Here is a 22406-nt window from a genome sequence, read left to right as displayed (position 1 = left end):
AAAGAGAAGAAAAGATGCATAATAAAGTTATTATGCATCTTTTTTGTATATACAGAAATATTTGAGATAGAAATATGAGGACAGAATATGGAACAAGTAAAGATTTCAGTAAGGAATCTGGTGGAGTTTGTACTGCGTTCAGGAGATATTGACAACCGAAGGGGAAAAGGGCTTCAGAAGGAAGCAATGCAGGAGGGAAGCAGAATTCATCGGAAGATTCAGAGAAGAATGGGAGCATCTTATCAGCCGGAAGTTCCTCTGAAGATAGAAATGCAAAAGGATAGATACCAGCTCATTGTGGAGGGGCGAGCAGATGGTATTATTATAGAAGAAACAGGAGTTACAATAGATGAAATAAAGGGTGTCTATATGGACATTCATGCCATGGAATCACCGGTAGAGGTTCATTTGGCACAGGCAAAATGTTATGCTTATATTTTTGCATTGAAGGAAGAATTAGAAGAAATCAGTGTTCAAATGACTTACTGCAATTTGGATACGGAGGAAATTCGAAGATTTAAAGAAACATATTCTTTTGAGGAAATTAATACATGGTTTGAAATGGTAATAAAGTTATATGAGAAATGGGCTGATTTCCAATATGAAGCAAGAATAGAGAGGAATGCATCTATTGCTAAATTGGAATTCCCATATCCTTATCGAGAAGGACAGAGGGAATTGGCAGCAGGGGTGTATCGTACGATAAAACGAGAAAAAAATCTTTTTATCCAGGCACCTACGGGAACCGGAAAAACCATTACAACTGTTTTCCCGGCAGTAAAGGCAGTGGGAGAGGAGTTGGCAGATAAGATATTTTATCTTACAGCGAAGACCATTACCCGAACAGTGGCAAAAGAGGCGTTTGACCTACTTCGTAGTCATGGATATTTGGGGCGTGTCATTACCATTACAGCCAAGGAAAAATTGTGCATGTGTGAGGAGATGGATTGCAATCCGGTACATTGTCCGTATGCAGAAGGGCATTATGACAGGGTAAATGAGGCGGTATTTAACCTTATTAATCGCGAGAGGGATATTACAAGAGAGGTTCTGATAGAGCAGGCAGAAGAATTTCGGGTATGTCCTTTTGAACTGTGTCTGGACACAACTCTTTGGGTAGATGATATTATTTGTGATTACAATTATGTGTTTGACCCTAATGTTTATTTGAAGCGTTTTTTTGCAGAGGGGGTAAAGGGAGATTATCTTTTTCTGATTGATGAAGCACATAATTTGGTAGAGCGTGGCAGGGAGATGTACAGCGCGGTTCTTTATAAAGAAGATTTTCTCAAAATGAAGAAAATCATGAAGGAATACAGTCGGAAATGTGTAAAAGCTTTTGATAAATGCAACACGCATTTGTTGGAGTTAAAGCGGGAATGTGAAAATTATGAGATATTGGATAATATCGGGGCACTGATTTTTGCATTGATGCAGTTAGGTGCGGCGTTGGAGGAATTTTTCTTAAAGGATATTTCTTTTCCGGAGAAAAAAGAGGTACAGGATTTTTATCTGGAGTTACGGCATTTTCTGAATATGTATGAGAGAGTAGACGAAAATTATGTGATTTACACGGAGCATGAAGCAGATGGAAGATTTAAGTTAAAACTTTACTGTGTGGATACGGCGGTAAATTTGCAGGAATGCCTGGATAAAGGAAGAAGCACCATATTTTTCTCAGCAACCTTGTTGCCGATTCAGTATTATAAAAAGCTGCTGAGTACAAAAGAAGATAATTATGCGGTATATGCCAAAACGGTATTTTCAAAGGAACAGAGGCTATTAGTGATTGGAACAGATGTCAGTAGTAAATATACCAGAAGAAATGATATCGAATTTACTAAAATTGCTAAGTATATTTATGAAACTGCCAAGGGAAGAAAAGGAAATTATATGGCATTTTTTCCTTCCTATAAAATGATGGAGCAGGTGCTTCAAAAGTTCTATGCATTGAATCTGGGAGAAATGGAGTGTGTGGTGCAGGAAACAGGAATGCGGGAGCAGGAACGAGAGGAATTTTTGGAAAGTTTCCGTGTAGAACGTGAGAACACACTGGTTGGTTTCTGCGTTATGGGCGGAATTTTCTCGGAAGGAATCGATTTAAAAAATGAGGCTTTGATAGGAGCTATTATTGTAGGAACAGGATTACCGCAAATTAGTAACGAACGTGAAATTTTGAAAAATTATTATGATAAACGTTATGGGGAGGGTTTTGACTATGCATTTCGTTACCCGGGGATGAACAAGGTATTGCAATCTGCCGGAAGAGTTATTCGCACCATGGAGGATAAGGGAGTTATTGTGTTATTGGATGAGCGTTTTTTACAGCGAGAGTATTTGCGGATGTTTCCAAAAGAGTGGGAAGATTATGAGACGGTTACAGTAGAAAGTGTACAGGAAAAAGTAAAAAAATTCTGGAGTGATTAAGAAAAAGTCACTCCAGAATTTTTAGGCATTTACATCCGGAAGAAGTTTCAAAAATTCTTCCGTAGAAGCAGAGACCGGAAGTACAGGGTTGATGGCTGCTACCAATTGTCGTTCCGGTAGTTTTTCTTTGGTCTGTAAAACATACAGTTCCGGGCTATCCTTAGAAAGGCAATAATCTGGGATAAAGGCAATGCCAAGTCCGATTTTGGCAAGGTCGATAAGCAAGTCATTACTGCTTAATTCTACCTCAGGAATCAACTCTAACTGGTGCTGAAGAAAAATGTTGTGCAAAAATTCACTGGTAGTACTTTTGCGATCTAACATCAGAATTGGATATTGATTCAACTCGGAAAATGGAATTTCCTGTTGCTTTAAGTTAAAGTAGGCAGGATTGGCAATAAATACATCCCGGAAAGTAGAAACGGTCTTTTGAATATAAGAGCCATTCATATGGGAGTTCGGATAGTTGGTTACAATTAGGTCCACTTTGCCTTGTTCCAGTAAAGATACACAGTTTAGAGAAGTTGCGTTTGTAACCTTAATAGGTACATTTGGAAATTTTTTGTGGAACTGCTTGATATAGGGAACCAGAAAGTAACGGCAGATAGTGTCGCTGGCTCCTATGTGAAGCTGTCCAAGGCCAAGGGTATTGGCATCTAACAGTTGATTTTCTCCACGCTGAATCAGATTCATGGCAGGTTCAATATGTTTTAACAGTATCTGACCGGCAGGAGTTAACTGAACTTTTTTTGTGCTGCGGATAAACAATGGCTGTTCCAGTTTTTTCTCAAGAGTCTTAATGGACTGAGAGACCGCTGATTGAGAGATAAAAAGTTTTTTGGAAGCTTCAGAAAAACTTAAGGAAGAAGCTACATAATAAAACACCTTGTATAATTCATAATTAATATCCATAGATATACCTCGTTCTTTTTTTATAAATACAACTACTTTAATTATAAGCGTAAGTTATAAGTATGTCAATCATGATGGAAACTTATAAATCAAAAGATAAAAATTAATAATACTTATAAAAGAAATTAAATATATTAATTATACTAATTATAGCATCCTATGCTATACTATAAATGTAAAACAGAAAGAAAATTTGTTTCATTATATTTCAGGAGGTATTTATGAGCAACGTAAGACGTGTATTTGTGGAAAAGAAGCCTGCATTTGCAATTCAGGCAAAAGAATTGCAGTCTGAAATCAAAAGTTATCTTGGAATTAAGACCGTAACGAATGTACGTGTGTTAATCCGCTATGATATTGAAAATATTTCAGAGGAGACTTATAAGAAAGCATTAATGACTGTTTTCTGTGAGCCACCTGTGGATGATGTATATGAAGAAACATTTGAACTGGGAAATGCAAAAACATTTAGCGTAGAGTTTTTACCGGGACAGTTCGACCAGCGCGCTGACTCTGCTGAGCAGTGTGTGAAGTTGTTAAATGAGAATGAAGAACCGATTATTCGTTCTGCAACTACATATGTTATTGAAGGTGAGATTGATGATGCACAGTTAGAGGCAATTAAGAAACACTGTATCAATCCGGTAGATTCCAGAGAAACAGATCTTGTGAAACCGGAGACTTTGGTACAGAAGTTTGATGAGCCGGAAGACGTACAGATTTTTGATGGATTTAAAAGTATGCCGGAAGCTGAGTTAAAGGAATTATATGATTCTTTGGGACTTGCTATGACATTTAAGGATTTCCTTCATATTCAGAACTATTTTAAGAATGAGGAAAAACGTGATCCTTCTATGACAGAAATTCGTGTATTGGATACTTATTGGTCTGACCATTGTCGTCATACCACATTCTCTACCGAATTAAAGGATGTAGCATTTGGTGATGGTTTCTATAAGAAGCCAATGGAAGAAACTTATGAGGATTACCTGAATACTCATAAGGAGTTATATAAAGGAAGAGACGATAAGTTTGTCTGCTTAATGGATATTGCTTTGATGGCTATGAAGCGTCTGAAAAAGGAAGGCAAACTGGATGATCAGGAAGAATCTGATGAAATTAACGCATGTTCTATTGTCGTTCCGGTAGAAGTAGACGGAAAGACAGAAGAGTGGTTAGTAAACTTTAAGAATGAAACACATAACCATCCGACTGAAATTGAGCCTTTCGGTGGTGCAGCAACCTGTCTTGGTGGAGCAATCCGTGACCCATTGTCCGGACGTACTTATGTATATCAGGCAATGCGTGTAACAGGTGCCGCAGACCCGACAGTATCTGTAAAAGATACGATGGAAGGAAAATTGCCACAGAAGAAGTTGGTGCGTGAGGCAGCGCATGGATATAGTTCTTATGGTAACCAGATTGGTCTTGCAACCGGATATGTTAAGGAAATATATCATCCGGATTATGTTGCAAAACGTATGGAAATCGGTGCCGTTATGGGTGCAGCTCCAAGACGTGCTGTTCAGAGACTGACTTCTGATCCGGGCGATAAGATTATTCTTTTAGGTGGACGTACCGGACGTGACGGAATCGGTGGTGCAACCGGTTCTTCCAAAGCACATAACACAGAATCTACTTCTGTATGTGGTGCAGAAGTACAGAAAGGAAATCCTCCTACAGAGCGTAAGATTCAGCGTTTGTTCCGTAGAGAAGAAGTGGCTCATATTATTAAGAAATGTAACGACTTTGGTGCAGGTGGAGTTTCTGTTGCTATCGGAGAATTGGCAGACGGACTTCGCGTACAGTTAGACAAGGTTCCAAAGAAATATGCTGGTCTGGATGGAACAGAAATTGCTATTTCTGAATCTCAGGAACGTATGGCAGTTGTTATTGCACCGGAAGATGTTGAGAAGTTCTTAAATTATGCAAAAGAAGAAAATTTAGAGGCAGTTGAAGTTGCTGTAGTAACGGAAGAACCAAGACTGGTATTAGAGTGGAGAGGAAAGGAAATCGTAAACATTTCCAGAGCATTCCTTGATACCAACGGAGCACATCAGGAAACAAAAGTTGCAGTGGACATTCCGGTAAAAGAAGACAACTTCTTTGAAAAGAAGGAAGTTGCAGGCGTGGAAGAAGCATTGAAAGCCGGTGATGTAAAGAAAGCTTGGATGACCACTTTGGCAGACTTAAATGTATGCTCTCAGAAGGGATTGGTAGAGAGATTTGACGGTTCCATCGGAGCAGGAAGTGTGTTCATGCCTTATGGTGGACGTTATCAGTTGACAGAGACCCAGAGTATGGTTGCAAAGCTTCCGGTTATGACTGGAAAATGTGATGCGGTTACTATGATGTCCTATGGATTTGATCCATACTTGTCTTCCTGGAGCCCATATCATGGAGCAGTTTATGCAGTATTAGAGTCTGTAGCAAGAATTGTTGCAGCAGGTGGTGACTACAAGAAGATTCGCTTTACCTTCCAGGAATACTTCCGCAGAATGAGCGAAAATCCACATCGTTGGAGTCAGCCATTTGCAGCATTATTAGGAGCATACAGTGCACAGATTGGATTTGGACTTCCTTCCATTGGAGGAAAAGATTCCATGTCCGGAAGCTTTAACGAAATCGATGTACCTCCTACACTGGTTTCTTTTGCAGTGGATGTGGCAAAAGAACAGGATATTATCACACCTGAATTGAAGAAGGCCGGCAATAAGATTATGAACTTCAAGATTGCCAAGGATGAGTATGACTTACCGGATTATGCACAGGTAATGAAGTTATATGATGCGATTCATGAGTTAATTCAGAAGAAAGCGATTGTATCCGCTTACGCCTTAGACGGAAAGGGTGTTGCAGCAGCCGTAAGTAAGATGGCATTCGGTAATAAATTAGGTGTTACCATTGACAGCGATGCATGCAAGAACTGTATGTTTGCACCTCGTTTTGGTAATCTGGTAGCAGAAGTTCCGGCAGATAAGGTTGCATTGGTAGAAGAAACAGTTGCAGCAGCTATGAAGGAATTTGCAAAGGGTTGTGATAGCTGTGGCTGCGATGCATACTGCAAGGTAATCGGTGAAGTAAATGATGTTCAGAAGTTTATCTATGGTGATATGGAAATCACTATGGAGGAAGCTTTGAATGCATGGACAGGTACTTTGGAAAAGGTATTCCCGACCGTAGCAGTAGAAGGAAAAGAAGAAGTTAAGACAGATGTATTTAAGGCAGATAGCATTTACGTTTGCAAGAATAAAGTAGCAAAGCCAACCGTATTTATTCCGGTATTCCCGGGAACCAACTGTGAATACGATAGTGCGAAGGCATTTGAGCGTGCAGGAGCAAATGCAATCGTTAAGGTATTTAAGAACTTGAATGCAGCAGATATCCGTGATTCTGTAGATGAATTTGTAAAGGCAATTGAGCAGTCTCAGATTATCATGTTCCCAGGTGGATTCTCCGCAGGAGATGAACCGGAAGGAAGTGCTAAGTTCTTTGCAACTGCATTCCGTAATGCAAAGATGACAGAAGCAGTGAACAAGCTCTTACAGGAGCGTGACGGATTGATGTTAGGTATCTGTAACGGATTTCAGGCATTGATTAAGTTAGGTTTAGTACCGTATGGTGAAATCAGACAGCAGACAGAAGATTCACCGACATTGACCTACAACACCATTGGTCGCCACATCTCCAAGATGGTTTACACCAAAGTGGTAACCAACAAGTCCCCATGGTTGGCACAGGCAGAGTTAGGAAAGACCTATTGTAACCCTGCATCCCACGGAGAAGGACGTTTCGTTGCACCGAAGGAATGGTTGGATAAACTGTTTGCAAACGGACAGGTAGCAACCCAGTATGTAAATGAAGCTGGACAGCCTACTATGGACGAAGAGTGGAACGTAAACGGTTCCTACATGGCAATCGAAGGTATCACCAGCCCGGATGGACGTGTGCTTGGTAAGATGGCTCACTCCGAGCGTAGAGGAGACAGCGTAGCTGTTAATATTTACGGAGAGCAGGATATGAAGATATTCGAAAGCGGAGTTGCTTACTTTAAGTAGGAATTGAGAATAAAAGAAATTTTTAAAGACCTTGTAGAGGAGAGAATCCTTTCTACAAGGTCTTTTTAGCTAAAATCATTGATGAAATCCGTTTTTCAATGATGGAAGCAACACCATCTTCGTCATTGGAAGGAGCAATTTCATCTGCCTCTGCTTTTACATGTTCTGGTGCATTTGCCATTGCAATGCCAAGACCAGCGGCTTTAATAATGTCTAAATCATTTTCGCTGTCCCCACAGGCAAGAGTTTGCTCTATGGGAATATTCAGATAATCACATAGGAAAGCAAGTCCTTTTGCCTTGGAAATGTCTTTTCTGGTGAATTCCAGATTACCAAAACCACCGGAGAGATAGCATACATCGGGATAACGGTCTAAAATTTTCATAGCCTTGTCTCGATAGAGAATAGTACTGTCTTCTGTAACCGGAAAGTTCATAGTAACTTTTTGGACATCCTGCTTTTCGTTACGGAGTAATTCTGTAATATTAGGAATAAGTGTTCTGGTGGATAAAATGTATTCTTTCAATTCTTTTGGAAGGTGCGTTGCAGTTTCAATGACTTTTTTACATACTTCGGGAGTGTAAGCACTTCCATGTAGGAATAAATCCATGTGTATTGGAAGGGTTAGCAGTTCATCGACCAGATCTGCGGTTTCCTTCCAGGGCATACAATTTTCCAAAAGACATTCCTTCTCAGGAACCTTGTAGACAGCGGCTCCATTGGTAGTAATGGCATATTGGATGCCGAGTTCTTTCATATCTTCTAGAGGAAGGCCACTATATGGTCTTCCGGTAGCAATGACAAAAGTGGTACCGGCGTTAGAAGCTGCTTTAATAGCTTGTTTATTTTTATCAGAAATTAAACTTTTGGAATTAAAGAGAGTTCCATCTAAGTCAAGTGCTGCAAGTAGAATTCGGTTTTTCATAAGATACCTCCAGGCGATATAAATACGTTTATTACGTTAGATAGTATAACATGAAAAAGGAAAGAGTTGTTGGAATAAAAGAAAAAAAGAAAAAAATGAAAAAATTACAAAAATTTTGAAAAAAGGGGTTGACTTTGTCACCAGATAATTATATAATAGTCAAGCAGTCGTCAAGAACGACAGAAAAAATATGGGATCTTAGCTCAGCTGGGAGAGCATCTGCCTTACAAGCAGAGGGTCACAGGTTCGAGCCCTGTAGGTCCCATATATATTGAAAATGGCGGAATAGCTCAGTTGGCGAGAGCACACGGTTCATACCCGTGGTGTCGGGGGTTCAAATCCCTCTTCCGCTACGAAAGAAAGCCTCGGAAAATTATTTTTCCGAGGCTTTATAAAAAATAGCAAAAATAAATTACAGAGGGGGAAACGGGGGTGACAGAGCAGGAAATAAAAAGTAATATACGGTATAATGAAGAGTTAGTAGAGTCTTATCAGGGTCAGATGAGAGAACTGGAAGAACAAATAAGTAGTCTGGAATGTTTGAAAAATAAATTCACAACACTCCAGACTAATTTTGGTTCAAGGCAAGATGCGAGAAAACGCTGTTTGTCAAGTGTTTCTAGTAGAGTATCACAAATAAAGATTGCATCACGTTATTATTCAGGAATGAATGATTTGCTTAATGGGACTGAGTTTATAAATGCGTATAATGGTCTAGAAGATGCAAAAGGTACTATTACCAGAGAATTAGATAGAATTTATATGCAATTAGATGATTTATCAGGAAAATTAAATTATCGGACACAGAGAATTACATATTGGAGGACACAACTAAGAAACTTGTAGTATAAGTAAGGGATAAGGAGAAGAAAAAATGGCAGAAAACGAATTAGTAATTGATGATGATTATTGTAAAAGTATGGGAAATTATTTTTACGCTCAGGGGCAAACATTGAATACCATGGTGAAAGATTATATTGCAGCAGTAGAAAAGGTTAGGAGTAATGCAATAAAAGAAGGTGAAGTGGCAGAGGCATTAGATGTTTATATTACATATGTAAAAAAACTGGATGAGCAAATAGAAGAGATTTCTGTTATTGCCCAAAATCAGGTAAATGATTTTTTGACTCAGGTAGATAATGCCGATGAGTATCTTTTTTAGGGAGGTTATAATATGGGGAAGATTAACATTGATGTTGATGCGTTAGATAGTTCGATTTCAGAGCTTAAAGCGTTAAAGAGTAACTGGCTAAATAATGAAGTGAATGCTCCGACAGTAGTAGGTGGCGGCGGTACTGTGAGTCAGTTGGAAGAGATTGCCAGACTGTATGTAGGTTTGAATATGCGGATGTGTGGATTAATGTCCAGTACAATATCATTTTTAGAGAATACCAGGCAGAATTACGTGGAAAGCGATCAGGCAGTGGCAACGAAAATGAAGAGGGAACAATAGTATAAGAAGGGGATAAAAATATGAAACGGGATTTTTCAGAAACATCGAAACAGGAATTAATTAGTTTGGTTTCTCAGGTTGAAAGTGAAAAATGGTGTGATTTTACAGATTGGGTTGGAGATCGATGGTATGATTTTGAATCATGGATAGGAACATTGGATATTCAGCATTATATCAATGACGTAAATGCATATCATAAAAAAGTAATTGATAAAAATAATACAACAATTTAAGAAATTGAGAATATCTTTAATGAGGTAAAAGAGGTGGATTCCAGCTATGCAGTGAGGATGTCAGCATGCAAGAACCAGTTAGAATCTATCACAAATCTAATTATAGAATTGAATCAGATTATAGAGCCGACGATGGGATTGTTTAGCATCGACCAGATTAATGGAAGATTATCATCATATTTTACAGATTATGAGAAAACAAAGGAAATTCTACTGATTTTAAGTCAAAATGGACTGACACAAGAAGATATAGAGAATTTAGATGAAGAAGAGTTAAGAAATGTTTTGAGTAGAGTGATTTCAGGTGTGATTGATGTGCTTCCGAATATTAAAGTTGGAGAGAAGATAGAAATTCCAATTGGTCCGGATGTAACCCTCTATTATTCTGTATCAGGAAAATATGATAATGATTCTGATATTGACATTGATTTAGTGATAAGTGATCAGAGACTGAAACTTAAGGAGATTTCAGGTTCTGGTAAGATTGGTGATAATATAGAAATTGGTGGGGAGTTATTGGGGGGAGATGTAGAAGTTTCTGCGGAGACGGATAAAGGTGCTATAAAATTTGGGGCTAATGGTACTTGTGAAGGAATGGCAACGTATACAGATGGAGATACGACATATACTGTAAAAACATCATTTTCTTTTGAAAAAGTAATTTTTGAGGAATCTGTAGCAACAGAAATTGGAAAAGGAACTATTACCTCTACAATTGGTATTGAGAAAACCAATGATAATGGTTGGACTCCATCACCAGTTCCAGTATATGAACCAGAAGTAGTTGAGATACCTAAGATTGAAAATACGGATGATGATTGGGAGACTGTTGTATTTGCAATAGGAGGAATCATGTTTGTAGGAGGCCTCATATTTGCGATACCGACAGGAGGAACATCTTTGGGATTATGTGTGTTGTAAGGAGTTATTATGAGAAGAAAATATATGAATAACAGTTGTATTTTAATATTGGTACTTGCACTTTGCATTTCAGGTTGTGGATATAGTCAAACACAAGATGAAAATATAGAGGTTAAGAACAGTGTTGTTAGCAAGAAGAACGAAGAAGATATTATTAAGGTGAATTTTGATCTCAAATTTATTAACATTTCAGGAAAGACAGCTGAGGAAACAGTAGAAGAAATTAAAGATGGTGGGAATTGTCTTGATGTTTATAAAAATGAAGATGGAACTGTAACAGTAGAAATCACCAAAGAACAACAAGAATATTGGATTACTTCGCGAGGAGAATTATTGGAAGAGTTACAGGAACAGTTTAAAGAATATGATGAGAACTATCGTTTAGAGCATAATGATTCTTATACCCAAGTGGATGCTTATTATAATCTCGAACTTCCTGCGGATAAAGCAATTGTTTATGTAAGATATGCTGAATTCCTATGTGCATCATATCAATTGTTTTCAGGAATAGAAAATGAAGGCTGGAAAGTAACAATCAATGTTTATAATTCAGACACAGGAAAGTTGGTAAAAACTGGAGATAGTGATGTTGATTTAGAATACGACAATTCTGATTGGGAGGCAAGTAAATAGGGAGAGATTAACTTATGAGAAAAAAGTGGATAGATAGGATAGGTCTAGTACTGCTGGCGTTTGTACTTTGCATATCAAATGTAGGATGTGGTCAGCGGAAAAGCACGGAGAAAGAATTAAAAATTGAGGATAGTTCTGGACAGAAAGAAGAAAGCCAAGATGATATTGTTAAAGTAGAACTATCTCAAAAAACACTCAATATTTCAGGAAAGTCAGCGGAAGAAACCATTTAGGAACTGAAAGACGGTGGGAATTGCCTTGATATTTATGAAAATGAAGATGGAACCATAACAGTGGAAATTAATAAAAGGCAACAAGAATATTGGCTAACTTCAAGAGGGGAATTGCTGGAAGAATTACAAGAACAGTTAAAGGGATATGACGAGAATTATCGTTTAGAACATAATGATTCATATACGCAGGTGGATGTTTATTATAATCAGGAACTTCCGTGGGATAAAGCAGGAAGTTATGTTGTTTATGCTGAATGGTTATGTGCCTCTTACCAATTGTTTTCAGGTGTAGGAAGTGATGATTGGAGAGTGGCTATCAACATTTACAATTCAGATACAGGAAAGTTAGTAAAGAGCGGAAGTAGTGATGCAAGTTTAACATATGATGACTCTGATTGTGAGGCAAGTAAATAGAATGGAAAAGATATTATATGAAGGTATAAATGTGAGATTGCCGGATGAATTCAGGACTATGACAGAAGAAGAAGTCCGAACGTATTATAATAATATTACATTTGATTGTGTATTTATAGAACCGGAGAAAAAAGCAGTTTTAGGTATTGTAAAAAACAATAATGAATTGGAAAAAGAGCAGGTTGGCAAGAGGATTGCAGAGTATCAAAGTAGTTATGCGCGTATGGCTCCAGGATTTGTTATGGGTGAGCTGTTGGAGAAAAAGGGAAAGGCACATAATGCTGCTATATTAACGTTCAAGTCAAACGCACCTGCACGAGACTTATACAATATAGTTTCTATAATGAATATGGAAGGCAGGGAATTGTTTTTGACTTTTAGTTGTGATTTACAAGATGCTCCATTTCTGATGCGTATGACTTTGAGGGTAATCGAAGATATTTTGAGCCAAATAGAAGAAAGTAATTAATGAATTAAATGTAATGATATTATGCCTATGGTAACAATATAAATACTGTTATCATAGGCTTTTTTTATTCTGAATCATCTCTCATACACACTGCTTCATGTGCCAGAATCGTCTCAAGAGAATCCCCAAGTTGTGTAAAAACGGTTGCCAGAACAGAAAGTTCATCTTTGTTACAAGATTTTGAAATGGCACATGCCAGAGAAGAAACAAAAGTAACTAATTCGCAGGAAGTCATAATATCACCTCTTCCATAGAATATACAAATAAAACAAAAACGTGACAGGAGCAGTATATGAGGTACATGCGCTGCACCCAAGAAAAGAGTGCAGCGTGTAAAATGGCCTCTATTTTCCCTTTTTTTGGATATATTCAAGTAGTTCAAATATAAAACCTCCAAATAGGAATAAAAGCGTCAATACCTCATATGTATTAAACATAGCGCGCCCCCTTTTTCAATGGGAAAACATTATATTGCTCCTATCATATTTTATGCGGAAAAATAGGACATATTACTGCATATTTTAGTTTTACAGGTAAAGAAATGGGAAAAATGTTCCAAAGTGTCTATCCAATATCTGAAAGATTGTGGTATACTATCTCTATATGCGAAGAAAGGGGATTATATGGAAGAAGAAAAGCGATATGCATTATTAATCGATGCAGATAATGTATCATCAAAATATATTGATATTGTAACGAAGGAAGCACAATCTTTTGGAAATGTAACAATTCGAAGAATCTACGGAGACTGGACATCAAATTTGAAAAATTCGTGGAAGGAGTGCTTACTGAATAATGCACTTTCTCCAATTCAGCAGTACAGCTATACCACAAGAAAGAATTCTTCTGATGCTGCGCTTATTATTGATGCAATGGATATTTTGTATACTGACAATGTAGATGGCTTTATTTTGGTGTCTTCAGACAGTGATTTTACTAAATTGGCAATGCGTTTGAGAGAATCTGGCAAACATGTAGTAGGAATGGGAGAGAGCAAGACCCCTACGCCCTTTGTGCGTGCCTGTGAACAGTTTAAAACGCTGGATGTCTTATACGAGAATGCGGTAGAGCAGAAGAAGAGACCAACACCAAAATATATGCCAAAAAGAAATCGGATAAAAGTAGTAAGTAGTGAGCCGGAAAATGTATCGGAGGCACCAATAGCAGAGCCTATCACGAATTTAAAAGCTATAAAAGCAACCATTTTTTCTTTATTGGATGAAAATTCAGACGAAGACGGGTGGATGTATCTATCTGAACTTGGAAATATGATACAGAAGACCTATTCTGATTTTGATTTTCGTAATTATGGGTATACAAAGTTTGGAAAAATGATAGAATCTTTTCCGGAACTTCAGACTAGAAAAGATGATTCCAGTAATGGAATTACAAAGATTATTCTGGTGCGGAAAAGAGAAGAAGCATAGTGTTATTAAAAATGAATTTTTATATTCTAGGAAAGTTATTCACTTTCACACTTTAATGTAACAAGGCCTTTCCTAGAATATGAAAAAGCAGGCTGAAAGCCTGCATAGGGGGGTTAACGGTCAGTATGACGGGTGCGTATTAAATGCCAGATGGTGTCATGCATCCAGCTAATAGTGTCATTTAATTTCCGATTTTCTTCTAGCAAAAGTGTGTTTTCAGATTGTAGCTTTTGGATTAGTTCAGTATCCTCGTTTTTTAACATACCGCTATAAGCCATCCTTATCACCTCATACATATTATAGCAGAAATGTTACAAAACGGGTGCTAAGAAAGTGCAAAGGATAGAAAATTGGTAGGAAAAATAGGAAAATAAAACTACTTGTAGAAGATTATGGAAAGAGTTATACTAGATATTGTGTTTACAAGAATAGAAATTATGAGGAAAATAAGATGAAAAAATATGATTATGTAATTGTAGGAGCCGGTTTATTTGGCGCCGTTTTTGCGCAGGAAGCAAAAAAAGCAGGAAAAAAGTGTCTCGTGATTGACAAACGTAGTCACATCGCAGGAAATATCTATACAAAAGAAGTAGAAGGAATTCAGGTACATGAATATGGTGCGCATATTTTCCATACCTCTAATAAAGAAGTGTGGAATTATGTCAATCAGTTTGCAGAATTCAACCGTTATACCAATTCTCCGGTTGCAAATTACAAGGGCGAGATTTACAATATGCCTTTTAATATGAATACGTTCAATAAGCTTTGGGGTGTAGTAACTCCAAAGGAAGCAAAAGAGAAAATCGAGGCTCAGAAGAAGGAATATTCGGTAGAGAATCCTAAAAATCTGGAAGAACAGGCCATTAACCAGGTAGGACCTGATGTATATACCAAACTGGTAAAGGGTTATACCGAAAAACAGTGGGGAAAACGTGCAACAGAACTTCCGGCGTTCATTATTAAACGTTTGCCGGTGCGTTTTACCTATGATAATAACTACTTTAACGATAACTATCAGGGAATTCCAATAGGCGGTTACACGAAGATGATAGAAAAGATGTTGGAAGGAACAGAAGTGCAGTTAGAGGATGATTTCTTGAAAAACAGAGAAAAGTATCAGGAACTGGCAGAAAAAGTGGTGTATACCGGAATGATTGATGAATATTTTGATTATTGCTACGGAGAATTAGAGTATCGTTCTCTGCGCTTTGAAACAGAGGTGTTGGAGGAAGAGAACTATCAGGGAAATGCAGTAGTGAACTATACAGAATATGAAGTGCCGTATACCAGAATCATTGAGCATAAGCATTTTGAATATGGAACTCAGCCAAAGACAGTAATTACCAGAGAGTATCCGAAGACTTGGAAGAAGGGGGATGAGCCCTATTATCCAATGAATGATGAGAAAAATGCAAGTCTTTATGAAAAATACAGTGAGCTTGCCAAGAAGGAAGGCAATGTTATCTTCGGAGGAAGATTGGGCCAGTACAAATATTATGATATGGATGATACGGTAGAAGCAGCTTTAACATGTGCACGGGAAGTATTATCCAGATAGTGTATAATGGTTGACGAATGCGGGAAAAATGTTTATAATTTACGCGGGTAGCGAAGAGAATACCAAAGAATATTTGGAGGAAACGCAAAATGAAGAAATTAGAAGAGTATGTAAGAAGTATACCTGATTTTCCAGAACCTGGAATCATCTTTCGAGATGTAACCACTATTTTGCAGGATGCAGATGGATTACATTTGGCGATTGATGGATTACTGGATTCTTTAAAAGATGTAGATTATGATGTAGTAATTGGACCGGAGTCAAGAGGATTTATTTTTGGTGTTCCGGTAGCTTATGCGGCACATAAAAGCTTTGTACCGGTAAGAAAAAAAGGAAAACTTCCATGTGAAACAATTTCAGCAGAGTATGATTTAGAATATGGCAGTGCAGTGATTGAGATGCATAAGGATTCTATTAAGCCGGGACAGAAGGTTGTTATTGTGGATGACCTGATTGCAACCGGAGGAACAATCGAAGCGATTATCGGATTAATTGAGCAGTTAGGCGGAGAAGTGGTTAAGATTTGTTTTGTGATGGAACTTGCCGGTTTAAAAGGAAGAGAAAAGTTAAAGGGTTACGATATCGAAAGTCTTATTACATACGAAGGAAAGTAAGCGGTTATCGTTAAGAAGAAAAAGGAGCTATATGGAATAGTTCCTTTTTTCACTTCATAGGAAGACGTTAATTTAAAGGAGAGAACAATGCGAGTAGGAATGGGATATGATGTTCATAAATTAGTTGAGGGAAGAGATTTGATTCTAGGTGGAGTGAAGATTCCACATTCGCTAGGATTATTGGGACATTCTGATGCGGATGTGCTGTTGCATGCTATCATGGATGCACTACTTGGTGCGGCAGCTCTTGGTGATATTGGAAAACATTTTCCGGATACGGACGAAAAATATAAGGGGATTTCCAGTATGAAGTTATTGGAACATGTAGGGGCACTTTTAGAAGAAAAGGGATATGTAGTAGGAAATATTGATGCAACTGTGATTGCACAGAAGCCGAAGCTGCGTCCTTTTATCGAAGAGATGGAGAAAAATATAGCAGATGTATTGAAAATATCGATTGAACAGGTAAACGTTAAGGCGACTACAGAGGAAGGACTGGGATTTACCGGAACAGAGGAAGGAATTTCTTCACAGGCAATTTGTACCCTTATGAGTTTTTATGAGGGCAGTATGGCAGTAGGTGGGACTGAAAGAAACTGTGCAGGTTGTGCCGGATGTCAGAAAAAGTAAGATAATATAAAACAGTATATATATATCAGAGAGGGTATAGAGAAGTGGAGCAGATACGTTATCTGAAGCAGAAAGAAAAACAGAATACCAGGCAGATGTATGAAACCATTTTTGCAGAGGATTCTAAGGAATTTGTGGATTACTATTATCAGTGGAAGATAAAAGATAATCAGATGGTTGTGTTAGAGGATAGCAAGGGATATGAAGTAATGATGCATTTAAATCCCTATACGATTTGCATTAGTGGGAGACAAGAAGAGGTTCCGTATATTGTTGCAGTAGCTACCAGACCGGATTGCCGTAGACAGGGAAAGATGCAGCAGGTGATGGAACGTGTATTGCGGGATTTGCAACAACAGCATTGTCCTTTTGCTTTTCTGCTCCCAGCGAATCCTGCATATTATTATGGACAGGGCTTTGTGTTTGCGTCAGAAGGCGAGAAAAAGGTAGAAAAAGAGCAAGGAAAAGAAGTGGAATGGAATTGTATTCCTTTGGATGGTATGAATCATAGACAAATGCAACAGGCGGTGGAAGTCGCTAATGCAATTTTAGCAGAAGAGTATGATATGTATATCCATAGAGATGTTGCTTACTATGAACGGCTTGTCCAGGAAGTGAGAAGTGAGCAAGGAGAAGTATTACTGATAGAATCAGAGGGAAAAAACATTGGAATTTTGTCATACGGTAAGGACGAACAGGCAGAGATAAAGGAGTTTTTGTTATCTGGGCAGCAGATGGGAAACAGACAGGATATTTGCGACCGGATATTTGGAAAAAACGGTTGGAAAGAAGAAGAGATGCGGATGATGTTTCGCATTACGGATTTACAGGCTTTTTCCGGAATGTTAAAAGGGAAAAATGAAGTTTGGAAGATTTCGGTGAAGGATGAAATTGTACCGGAAAATAATGGTACATGGCGAATAGAGTGGAATTCGAAAGGTGGAAGCGTTACTAAAGTGTCAGAGGAAGATATGGAAAACGAGGCGGAAGTTTTGCAGAAACTTGATATATCAGAAGTGACAGAAAAAATTGTGAAAAAGATGTCAATTTTTATTCGGGAATGGGGATAAATCTATTGACAAAAACAAATTTTGTGCATAAACTAACATAGGATAAGAAAAAGGCAAAGAACGGAAAGAGTAGATTTTTGGAATTTCCCAGAGAGAAGTTGCCAGAGGCTGAAAGCAACTTTGGAAGGAAGAGGATTGAAGTGCCTCCGGGAGCCGACTGGAAGAAATGATAGTATTTCGGTACGTTTTGCGCACGTTACGTGTTTTGAGTGAAATGCAGCAGTGCATTTACTTAGAGTGGAACCGCGGATAACTTCGTCTCTAAATAGAGATGAAGTTTTTTTACGCTATAGGAAATTGCGTTGCAATCCCTATAGCATAAAAAAACGCTCCGCTAAGGATGCGACTGATGCGCAGATGAAAATTGCAAGCTAACGCTTGCGCGCATCAGCGCGCAAAGAGTGCAAAGCACTCTTTGGTCTCAATCATATAGGAAAGAGGAATGAAAATGGGATTAATTAAATTTATCAAGTACATACAGGAAGAATTTGAAGTGATAAAGGAAAGAGATCCGGCGATAAAATCTCCTATGGAAGTCTTGTTATATCCAAGTTTTCGTGTTATGTTAAGTTATAGGAAAGCGCATAAGCAATATTTAAAGGGACATTATGTGCGTGCAAGATGGATTTCACAGCGTGCAGCCAGAAAAACCGGAATTGAGATACATCCGGGGGCTACCATTGGAAAGGGATTTTTCATTGACCATGGTGCAGGTGTCATCATTGGTGAAACTGCGATTGTTGGCGATAATGTAACATTGTACCAAGGAGTTACCCTGGGAGGAACCGGAAAGGAAACCGGAAAGCGTCATCCAACGCTTGGTGATAATGTTATGGTAAGTGCAGGAGCTAAGATTATTGGTTCCTTTACTGTAGGTGAAAATAGTAAAATAGGTGCAGGAAGTGTTGTTATAGAAGAGGTGCCACCAAACTGTACTGTAGTTGGTGTGCCCGGAAGAATTGTGAGGAGAGATAATGTGAAGGTGCCGGCAAGTGACATGGATCAGGTGCATCTGCCAGATCCGGTCATGGAAGATATTACCATATTACAGCATGAGAATTCTGCACTGTGCAATAAATTGATTGATTTAGAAAAAGAGATAAAAGAACTGCGCTGCAAATCATGTCAGGAATCTGGACAGCAGAAATAATTAAGATAAGAAATGGAGTTAAACCTATGGAAAACAAACTTAAGTTTTATAATACTTTGAGTAGAAAGGTAGAAACTGTAATTCCAAATGAAGATGGGAAAATTGCCATGTATACATGTGGTCCTACTGTATATCATTTTGCCCATATTGGAAATCTGCGAAGTTATATTATGGAGGACGTACTGGAAAAAACACTGCGTTACTTAGGCTATGATGTAAAGCGTGTTATGAATATTACCGATGTAGGGCATCTTTCCAGTGATGCAGACACCGGAGAAGATAAGATGTTAAAAGGTGCCAAAAGAGAGCACAAGACTGTTATGGAAATTGCAAAATTCTATACAGATAAGTTTTTTGAAGATTGTGAAAAACTTAACATCAAAAAACCGGACGTAGTAGAGCCTGCTACTAATTGTATTGATGATTTTATCCATATGATAGAGGTACTTTTGGAAAAGGGGTATGCATATCAGGCAGGTGGAAATGTGTATTTTGACACCTCTAAGTTAGAGGATTACTATGTATTTTCTTCCCAAAGTGAAAAAGAATTACTGGTAGGTGTTCGTGATGATGTGGAAGAAGATGCGAATAAGAAAAATAAAAATGACTTCGTATTGTGGTTTACCAAATCAAAGTTTGAAGACCAGGCATTGAAATGGGATAGTCCATGGGGAACCGGATATCCGGGATGGCATATAGAGTGTTCTTGTATCAGTATGAAGCATTTGGGCGAATATATGGATATCCATTGCGGCGGTGTGGACAATATTTTTCCACATCATACCAATGAGATTGCACAATCAGAAAGTTATACCGGACATAAGTGGTGTAATTATTGGTTCCATGTACAGTATTTAAATGATAAGTCTGGTAAAATGAGCAAATCTAAGGGAGACTTCCTTACTGTGTCTCTGTTGGAGGAAAAAGGATATGATCCGGTGGTATACCGTATGTTCTGCTTACAGTCTCATTACCGGAAACCATTGGAATTTTCCTACGAGGCGCTGGACAATGTTAAGTCAGCCTATGTGAAGTTAATCAAACGAATTCAGGAATTAAAAGAAGATGGAACTGTAGAGCAAGAAAAGTTTCAGGAATATAAGGAACGTTTTGAAAATGAACTTTGCAATGATTTAAATACTGCAATGGCGATTACTGTTGTTTATGATTTATTGAAGGCAGATATGAATGATGCTACCAAGCGGGCATTGATGGAAGACTTTGACAGAGTATTGTCTTTGAATCTGCTCACTGCTACCGTAGAAGAAGCAAACACCGGTGTAGATGCAGAAATGGAGGCTTATATCCTTCAGATGATAGAAGAAAGAAAAGCAGCGAAAAAAGAGAAAAACTTTGCACGGGCAGATGAAATTCGTGATACACTGTTAGAAAAAGGCATTATATTAGAAGATACCAGAGAAGGGGTAAAATGGAAAAAGGCTTAAATGAATATATATTAAGGCAATTTGGCATGGAACATGTGGATATTCGCAGCTATTCTCCGCTGGCACTTGCATATATTGGAGATGGTATTTATGATTTAGTTATTCGTTCCATGATTGTAGGAAAAGGAAATACGCAGGCAAATCAGCTCCATCGGCAGACCAGTCAACTGGTGAAAGCTCATACACAATCTGAAATGATTGAAGTGTTGTTGCCGGAACTGTCGGAGGAAGAGATGGCGGTATACAAGCGTGGAAGAAATGCCAAATCACCAACCATGGCAAAAAATGCGACCATGACAGATTACAGACGAGCTACGGGCTTTGAGGCGTTGATGGGATATTTGTATCTGGAGAACCAGATGGAGCGCATGATGGAACTAATAAAAAAAGCATTAGCAGGAATAGGAAAGGAACCATAGTGAGATACGAAGAATTGACCATAGAAGGAAGAAATGCAGTATTAGAAGCATTTCGTTCAGGAAAAACCATAGACAAGCTTTTTGTATTGGATGGATGTCAGGATGGACCAATTAAGTCCATTACCAGAGAAGCAAAGAAGCATGATACGATTATTAATTATGTAACAAAAGAGCGGTTGGATCAGCTCTCTGAAACAAAAAAACATCAGGGAGTGATTGCCTTTGCAGCGGCTTATGAATATGCTGAAGTAGATGATATTTTAAAACTAGCAGAGGAAAAGGGGGAACCGCCTTTTATCATATTGTTAGATAATATTGAAGATCCGCATAACCTAGGTGCGATTATTCGTACCGCTAATCTGGCAGGCGCTCATGGAGTCATTATTCCGAAGAGACGTGCGGTAGGATTGACTGCAACGGTTGCGAAGACGTCTGCAGGAGCAATCAACTATACACCGGTGGCAAAGGTGACCAATCTTTCTAATACGATAAAGGAATTAAAAGATAAAGGGTTATGGTTTGTATGTGCAGATATGGGTGGAACCAGTATGTATCAGTTAGATTTAAAAGGACCGATTGGACTTGTGATTGGAAGTGAAGGCGAAGGAGTCAGCAAGCTGGTAAAGGAAAATTGTGATTTTATTGCATCCATTCCTATGAAAGGAGACATTGATTCTTTGAATGCATCTGTGGCAGCAGGTGTGCTGGCATATGAGATTGTAAGACAGAGAATCCAGTAAGAGGAGCACAAGGGGAAGATGCAAAAATTTACAGAGTATGAGAAATATACAGATGAAGAATTGATAGAACAGTTACGAAAAGGCCAGACCGACATTACGGATTATATTATGGATAAGTATAAGTATTTGGTGCGAAAACGGGCCAATGCTATGTTTTTAATTGGTGGAGATACAGACGACTTGATTCAGGAGGGGATGATTGGTCTTTTTAAGGCGATACGTGATTACAATAAGAAAAAGGATGCGTCCTTTTTTCATTTCGCAGACATTTGTATTGCTAGGCAGATTTATAGTGCGGTAGAGGCATCTCAACGGAAAAAGCATCAGCCATTAAATGGATATGTTTCTTTGAATAGTGAGGCAGGGACAGAAGGAAGTGATTCTTTTTTGGACCTGCTGGAGTCTTTTGAAAATGGGAATCCGGAGCAGATGTTGATTGATAGAGAAAATGTTGCTGCTATTCGGGAAAAAGCAAAAAAGACCTTAAGTAAGATGGAGTGGGAAGTCTTGGAGTACCATTTGCAGGGAATGAATTATCGTCAAATTGCAGAATGTATGGAGCGTGAGCCAAAGTCAATTGACAATGCATTACAGAGGATTCGAGGAAAGTTATGGGACATCGAAGAATAAAGAAAATGCAAAAAATATCTTGACAAGAGGCACAACATATAGTAT

General features: G+C 38.3%; 25 protein-coding genes, 2 tRNA genes and 1 other annotated feature. Of the genes, 23 read left to right on the top strand and 4 right to left on the bottom strand.

All coding sequences use genetic code 11. From position 1 onward, the window contains the following. Positions 1 to 87 precede the first annotated feature (87 nt). Complete coding sequence (locus BIV20_RS09910) at positions 88 to 2427, top strand: ATP-dependent DNA helicase (RefSeq protein WP_075720552.1); 2340 nt, start codon at positions 88 to 90, stop codon at positions 2425 to 2427. A 21-nt stretch (positions 2428 to 2448) separates the two neighbouring features. Here the strand turns inward: BIV20_RS09910 and BIV20_RS09905 are convergent, their stop codons facing one another. Then, a complete protein-coding gene (locus BIV20_RS09905) occupies positions 2449 to 3339 on the bottom strand; it encodes a LysR family transcriptional regulator (protein ID WP_075720550.1) in 891 nt (296 codons plus the stop codon). Positions 3340 to 3560: 221 nt separating this feature from the next. On the opposite strand from BIV20_RS09905, the gene BIV20_RS09900 reads away from it, so the two are divergent. Then, positions 3561 to 7397, top strand: a complete 3837-nt coding sequence (locus tag BIV20_RS09900; protein WP_075720548.1) for a phosphoribosylformylglycinamidine synthase — start codon at positions 3561 to 3563, stop codon at positions 7395 to 7397. A 52-nt stretch (positions 7398 to 7449) separates the two neighbouring features. On the opposite strand, the gene BIV20_RS09895 is transcribed toward BIV20_RS09900, so the two are convergent. After that, positions 7450 to 8322 (bottom strand): Cof-type HAD-IIB family hydrolase, encoded by an 873-nt coding sequence (locus BIV20_RS09895; RefSeq protein ID WP_083655171.1) that lies wholly within the window; start codon positions 8320 to 8322, stop codon positions 7450 to 7452. Positions 8323 to 8514: 192 nt separating this feature from the next. Between BIV20_RS09895 and BIV20_RS09890 the strand changes: the two genes are divergently transcribed. The 11 genes from BIV20_RS09890 to BIV20_RS09840 all read left to right on the top strand — a co-directional run bounded on the left by BIV20_RS09890 (position 8515) and on the right by BIV20_RS09840 (position 12678). After that, positions 8515 to 8587 (top strand) — tRNA-Val (locus BIV20_RS09890). A gap of 14 nt (positions 8588 to 8601) precedes the next feature. Next, positions 8602 to 8675 (top strand) — tRNA-Met (locus BIV20_RS09885). Positions 8676 to 8754: 79 nt separating this feature from the next. Continuing rightward, positions 8755 to 9168 carry a hypothetical protein gene (locus BIV20_RS09880; RefSeq protein WP_075720546.1) on the top strand — a complete coding sequence of 138 codons (414 nt, stop codon included), beginning with the start codon at positions 8755 to 8757 and terminating at the stop codon, positions 9166 to 9168. A gap of 28 nt (positions 9169 to 9196) precedes the next feature. Further along, a complete protein-coding gene (locus BIV20_RS09875) occupies positions 9197 to 9484 on the top strand; it encodes a hypothetical protein (protein ID WP_075720544.1) in 288 nt (95 codons plus the stop codon). Between the two features lie 12 nt (positions 9485 to 9496). Then, on the top strand, positions 9497 to 9775 hold the full coding sequence (locus tag BIV20_RS09870; protein WP_075720542.1) for a hypothetical protein: 279 nt from the start codon (positions 9497 to 9499) through the stop codon (positions 9773 to 9775). Between the two features lie 20 nt (positions 9776 to 9795). Continuing rightward, entirely contained in the window at positions 9796 to 10008 is a 213-nt protein-coding gene (locus tag BIV20_RS09865) for a hypothetical protein (RefSeq protein ID WP_075720540.1), read from the top strand. A gap of 33 nt (positions 10009 to 10041) precedes the next feature. Further along, complete coding sequence (locus BIV20_RS09860; protein ID WP_075720538.1) at positions 10042 to 10929, top strand: hypothetical protein; 888 nt, start codon at positions 10042 to 10044, stop codon at positions 10927 to 10929. A gap of 9 nt (positions 10930 to 10938) precedes the next feature. Then, positions 10939 to 11562, top strand: a complete 624-nt coding sequence (locus BIV20_RS09855) for a hypothetical protein (RefSeq protein ID WP_075720536.1) — start codon at positions 10939 to 10941, stop codon at positions 11560 to 11562. A gap of 14 nt (positions 11563 to 11576) precedes the next feature. Continuing rightward, positions 11577 to 11795 carry a hypothetical protein gene (locus BIV20_RS09850; protein WP_075720534.1) on the top strand — a complete coding sequence of 73 codons (219 nt, stop codon included), beginning with the start codon at positions 11577 to 11579 and terminating at the stop codon, positions 11793 to 11795. Positions 11796 to 11855: 60 nt separating this feature from the next. Next, positions 11856 to 12209 carry a hypothetical protein gene (locus tag BIV20_RS09845; RefSeq protein WP_143524529.1) on the top strand — a complete coding sequence of 118 codons (354 nt, stop codon included), beginning with the start codon at positions 11856 to 11858 and terminating at the stop codon, positions 12207 to 12209. A 1-nt stretch (position 12210) separates the two neighbouring features. Continuing rightward, complete coding sequence (locus BIV20_RS09840; RefSeq protein WP_075720530.1) at positions 12211 to 12678, top strand: hypothetical protein; 468 nt, start codon at positions 12211 to 12213, stop codon at positions 12676 to 12678. A 64-nt stretch (positions 12679 to 12742) separates the two neighbouring features. Here the strand turns inward: BIV20_RS09840 and BIV20_RS09835 are convergent, their stop codons facing one another. Continuing rightward, the gene (locus tag BIV20_RS09835; protein WP_192848879.1) at positions 12743 to 12913 is read right to left on the bottom strand and encodes a DUF6774 domain-containing protein; all 171 of its coding nucleotides are present in this window, start codon (positions 12911 to 12913) and stop codon (positions 12743 to 12745) included. 109 nt (positions 12914 to 13022) lie between these two features. After that, complete coding sequence (locus BIV20_RS16685) at positions 13023 to 13115, bottom strand: putative holin-like toxin (RefSeq protein WP_242939815.1); 93 nt, start codon at positions 13113 to 13115, stop codon at positions 13023 to 13025. 186 nt (positions 13116 to 13301) lie between these two features. Between BIV20_RS16685 and BIV20_RS09830 the strand changes: the two genes are divergently transcribed. The 10 genes from BIV20_RS09830 to sigH all read left to right on the top strand — a co-directional run bounded on the left by BIV20_RS09830 (position 13302) and on the right by sigH (position 22361). Further along, positions 13302 to 14105 carry an NYN domain-containing protein gene (locus BIV20_RS09830; protein ID WP_075720528.1) on the top strand — a complete coding sequence of 268 codons (804 nt, stop codon included), beginning with the start codon at positions 13302 to 13304 and terminating at the stop codon, positions 14103 to 14105. A gap of 451 nt (positions 14106 to 14556) precedes the next feature. Further along, the gene (gene glf, locus BIV20_RS09825; RefSeq protein WP_075720525.1) at positions 14557 to 15663 is read left to right on the top strand and encodes a UDP-galactopyranose mutase; all 1107 of its coding nucleotides are present in this window, start codon (positions 14557 to 14559) and stop codon (positions 15661 to 15663) included. An 89-nt stretch (positions 15664 to 15752) separates the two neighbouring features. Then, positions 15753 to 16277: an adenine phosphoribosyltransferase gene (locus tag BIV20_RS09820; RefSeq protein WP_075720523.1), complete on the top strand. Its 525-nt coding sequence runs from the start codon at positions 15753 to 15755 to the stop codon at positions 16275 to 16277. Between the two features lie 87 nt (positions 16278 to 16364). Next, complete coding sequence (gene ispF, locus BIV20_RS09815; protein ID WP_075720521.1) at positions 16365 to 16907, top strand: 2-C-methyl-D-erythritol 2,4-cyclodiphosphate synthase; 543 nt, start codon at positions 16365 to 16367, stop codon at positions 16905 to 16907. A 44-nt stretch (positions 16908 to 16951) separates the two neighbouring features. Beyond that, entirely contained in the window at positions 16952 to 17977 is a 1026-nt protein-coding gene (locus BIV20_RS09810) for a GNAT family N-acetyltransferase (RefSeq protein WP_075720519.1), read from the top strand. A gap of 47 nt (positions 17978 to 18024) precedes the next feature. After that, positions 18025 to 18243 (top strand) — a binding site (T-box leader). 182 nt (positions 18244 to 18425) lie between these two features. Next, on the top strand, positions 18426 to 19127 hold the full coding sequence (epsC, locus tag BIV20_RS09805; protein WP_075720517.1) for a serine O-acetyltransferase EpsC: 702 nt from the start codon (positions 18426 to 18428) through the stop codon (positions 19125 to 19127). 26 nt (positions 19128 to 19153) lie between these two features. Then, complete coding sequence (cysS, locus tag BIV20_RS09800) at positions 19154 to 20572, top strand: cysteine--tRNA ligase (RefSeq protein WP_075720586.1); 1419 nt, start codon at positions 19154 to 19156, stop codon at positions 20570 to 20572. Then, entirely contained in the window at positions 20557 to 20991 is a 435-nt protein-coding gene (locus BIV20_RS09795; RefSeq protein ID WP_075720515.1) for a Mini-ribonuclease 3, read from the top strand. The genes cysS and BIV20_RS09795 overlap by 16 nt, the downstream gene beginning before the upstream one ends. Then, a complete protein-coding gene (rlmB, locus tag BIV20_RS09790; RefSeq protein ID WP_075720513.1) occupies positions 20991 to 21731 on the top strand; it encodes a 23S rRNA (guanosine(2251)-2'-O)-methyltransferase RlmB in 741 nt (246 codons plus the stop codon). Before BIV20_RS09795 ends, rlmB begins: the two co-directional genes overlap by 1 nt. 18 nt (positions 21732 to 21749) lie before the next feature. Further along, positions 21750 to 22361 carry an RNA polymerase sporulation sigma factor SigH gene (gene sigH, locus BIV20_RS09785; protein WP_075720511.1) on the top strand — a complete coding sequence of 204 codons (612 nt, stop codon included), beginning with the start codon at positions 21750 to 21752 and terminating at the stop codon, positions 22359 to 22361. Positions 22362 to 22406: the final 45 nt, after the last annotated feature.

It is taken from the genome of Roseburia sp. 499, from assembly GCF_001940225.2.
In the GTDB taxonomy this organism is placed as follows: domain Bacteria; phylum Bacillota; class Clostridia; order Lachnospirales; family Lachnospiraceae; genus Petralouisia.
The sequence above is the reverse complement of the archived record's forward strand: the minus strand, read 5'-3'. Positions and strand labels throughout refer to the sequence as shown.

What these genes read in the sequence shown, in the direction of transcription:
- cysS (WP_075720586.1), top strand. Translation starts at nt 19,154, where the DNA reads ATGGAAAACAAACTTAAGTTTTATAATACTTTGAGTAGAAAGGTAGAA.
- BIV20_RS09830 (WP_075720528.1), top strand. Translation starts at nt 13,302, where the DNA reads ATGGAAGAAGAAAAGCGATATGCATTATTAATCGATGCAGATAATGTA.
- BIV20_RS09895 (WP_083655171.1), bottom strand. Translation starts at nt 8,322, where the DNA reads ATGAAAAACCGAATTCTACTTGCAGCACTTGACTTAGATGGAACTCTC.
- BIV20_RS09840 (WP_075720530.1), top strand. Translation starts at nt 12,211, where the DNA reads ATGGAAAAGATATTATATGAAGGTATAAATGTGAGATTGCCGGATGAA.
- epsC (WP_075720517.1), top strand. Translation starts at nt 18,426, where the DNA reads ATGGGATTAATTAAATTTATCAAGTACATACAGGAAGAATTTGAAGTG.
- BIV20_RS09865 (WP_075720540.1), top strand. Translation starts at nt 9,796, where the DNA reads ATGAAACGGGATTTTTCAGAAACATCGAAACAGGAATTAATTAGTTTG.
- BIV20_RS09850 (WP_075720534.1), top strand. Translation starts at nt 11,577, where the DNA reads ATGAGAAAAAAGTGGATAGATAGGATAGGTCTAGTACTGCTGGCGTTT.
- glf (WP_075720525.1), top strand. Translation starts at nt 14,557, where the DNA reads ATGAAAAAATATGATTATGTAATTGTAGGAGCCGGTTTATTTGGCGCC.
- ispF (WP_075720521.1), top strand. Translation starts at nt 16,365, where the DNA reads ATGCGAGTAGGAATGGGATATGATGTTCATAAATTAGTTGAGGGAAGA.
- BIV20_RS09835 (WP_192848879.1), bottom strand. Translation starts at nt 12,913, where the DNA reads ATGACTTCCTGCGAATTAGTTACTTTTGTTTCTTCTCTGGCATGTGCC.
- BIV20_RS09900 (WP_075720548.1), top strand. Translation starts at nt 3,561, where the DNA reads ATGAGCAACGTAAGACGTGTATTTGTGGAAAAGAAGCCTGCATTTGCA.
- BIV20_RS09870 (WP_075720542.1), top strand. Translation starts at nt 9,497, where the DNA reads ATGGGGAAGATTAACATTGATGTTGATGCGTTAGATAGTTCGATTTCA.
- BIV20_RS09905 (WP_075720550.1), bottom strand. Translation starts at nt 3,339, where the DNA reads ATGGATATTAATTATGAATTATACAAGGTGTTTTATTATGTAGCTTCT.
- BIV20_RS16685 (WP_242939815.1), bottom strand. Translation starts at nt 13,115, where the DNA reads ATGTTTAATACATATGAGGTATTGACGCTTTTATTCCTATTTGGAGGT.
- BIV20_RS09875 (WP_075720544.1), top strand. Translation starts at nt 9,197, where the DNA reads ATGGCAGAAAACGAATTAGTAATTGATGATGATTATTGTAAAAGTATG.
- BIV20_RS09910 (WP_075720552.1), top strand. Translation starts at nt 88, where the DNA reads ATGGAACAAGTAAAGATTTCAGTAAGGAATCTGGTGGAGTTTGTACTG.
- BIV20_RS09855 (WP_075720536.1), top strand. Translation starts at nt 10,939, where the DNA reads ATGAGAAGAAAATATATGAATAACAGTTGTATTTTAATATTGGTACTT.
- BIV20_RS09820 (WP_075720523.1), top strand. Translation starts at nt 15,753, where the DNA reads ATGAAGAAATTAGAAGAGTATGTAAGAAGTATACCTGATTTTCCAGAA.
- sigH (WP_075720511.1), top strand. Translation starts at nt 21,750, where the DNA reads ATGCAAAAATTTACAGAGTATGAGAAATATACAGATGAAGAATTGATA.
- BIV20_RS09795 (WP_075720515.1), top strand. Translation starts at nt 20,557, where the DNA reads ATGGAAAAAGGCTTAAATGAATATATATTAAGGCAATTTGGCATGGAA.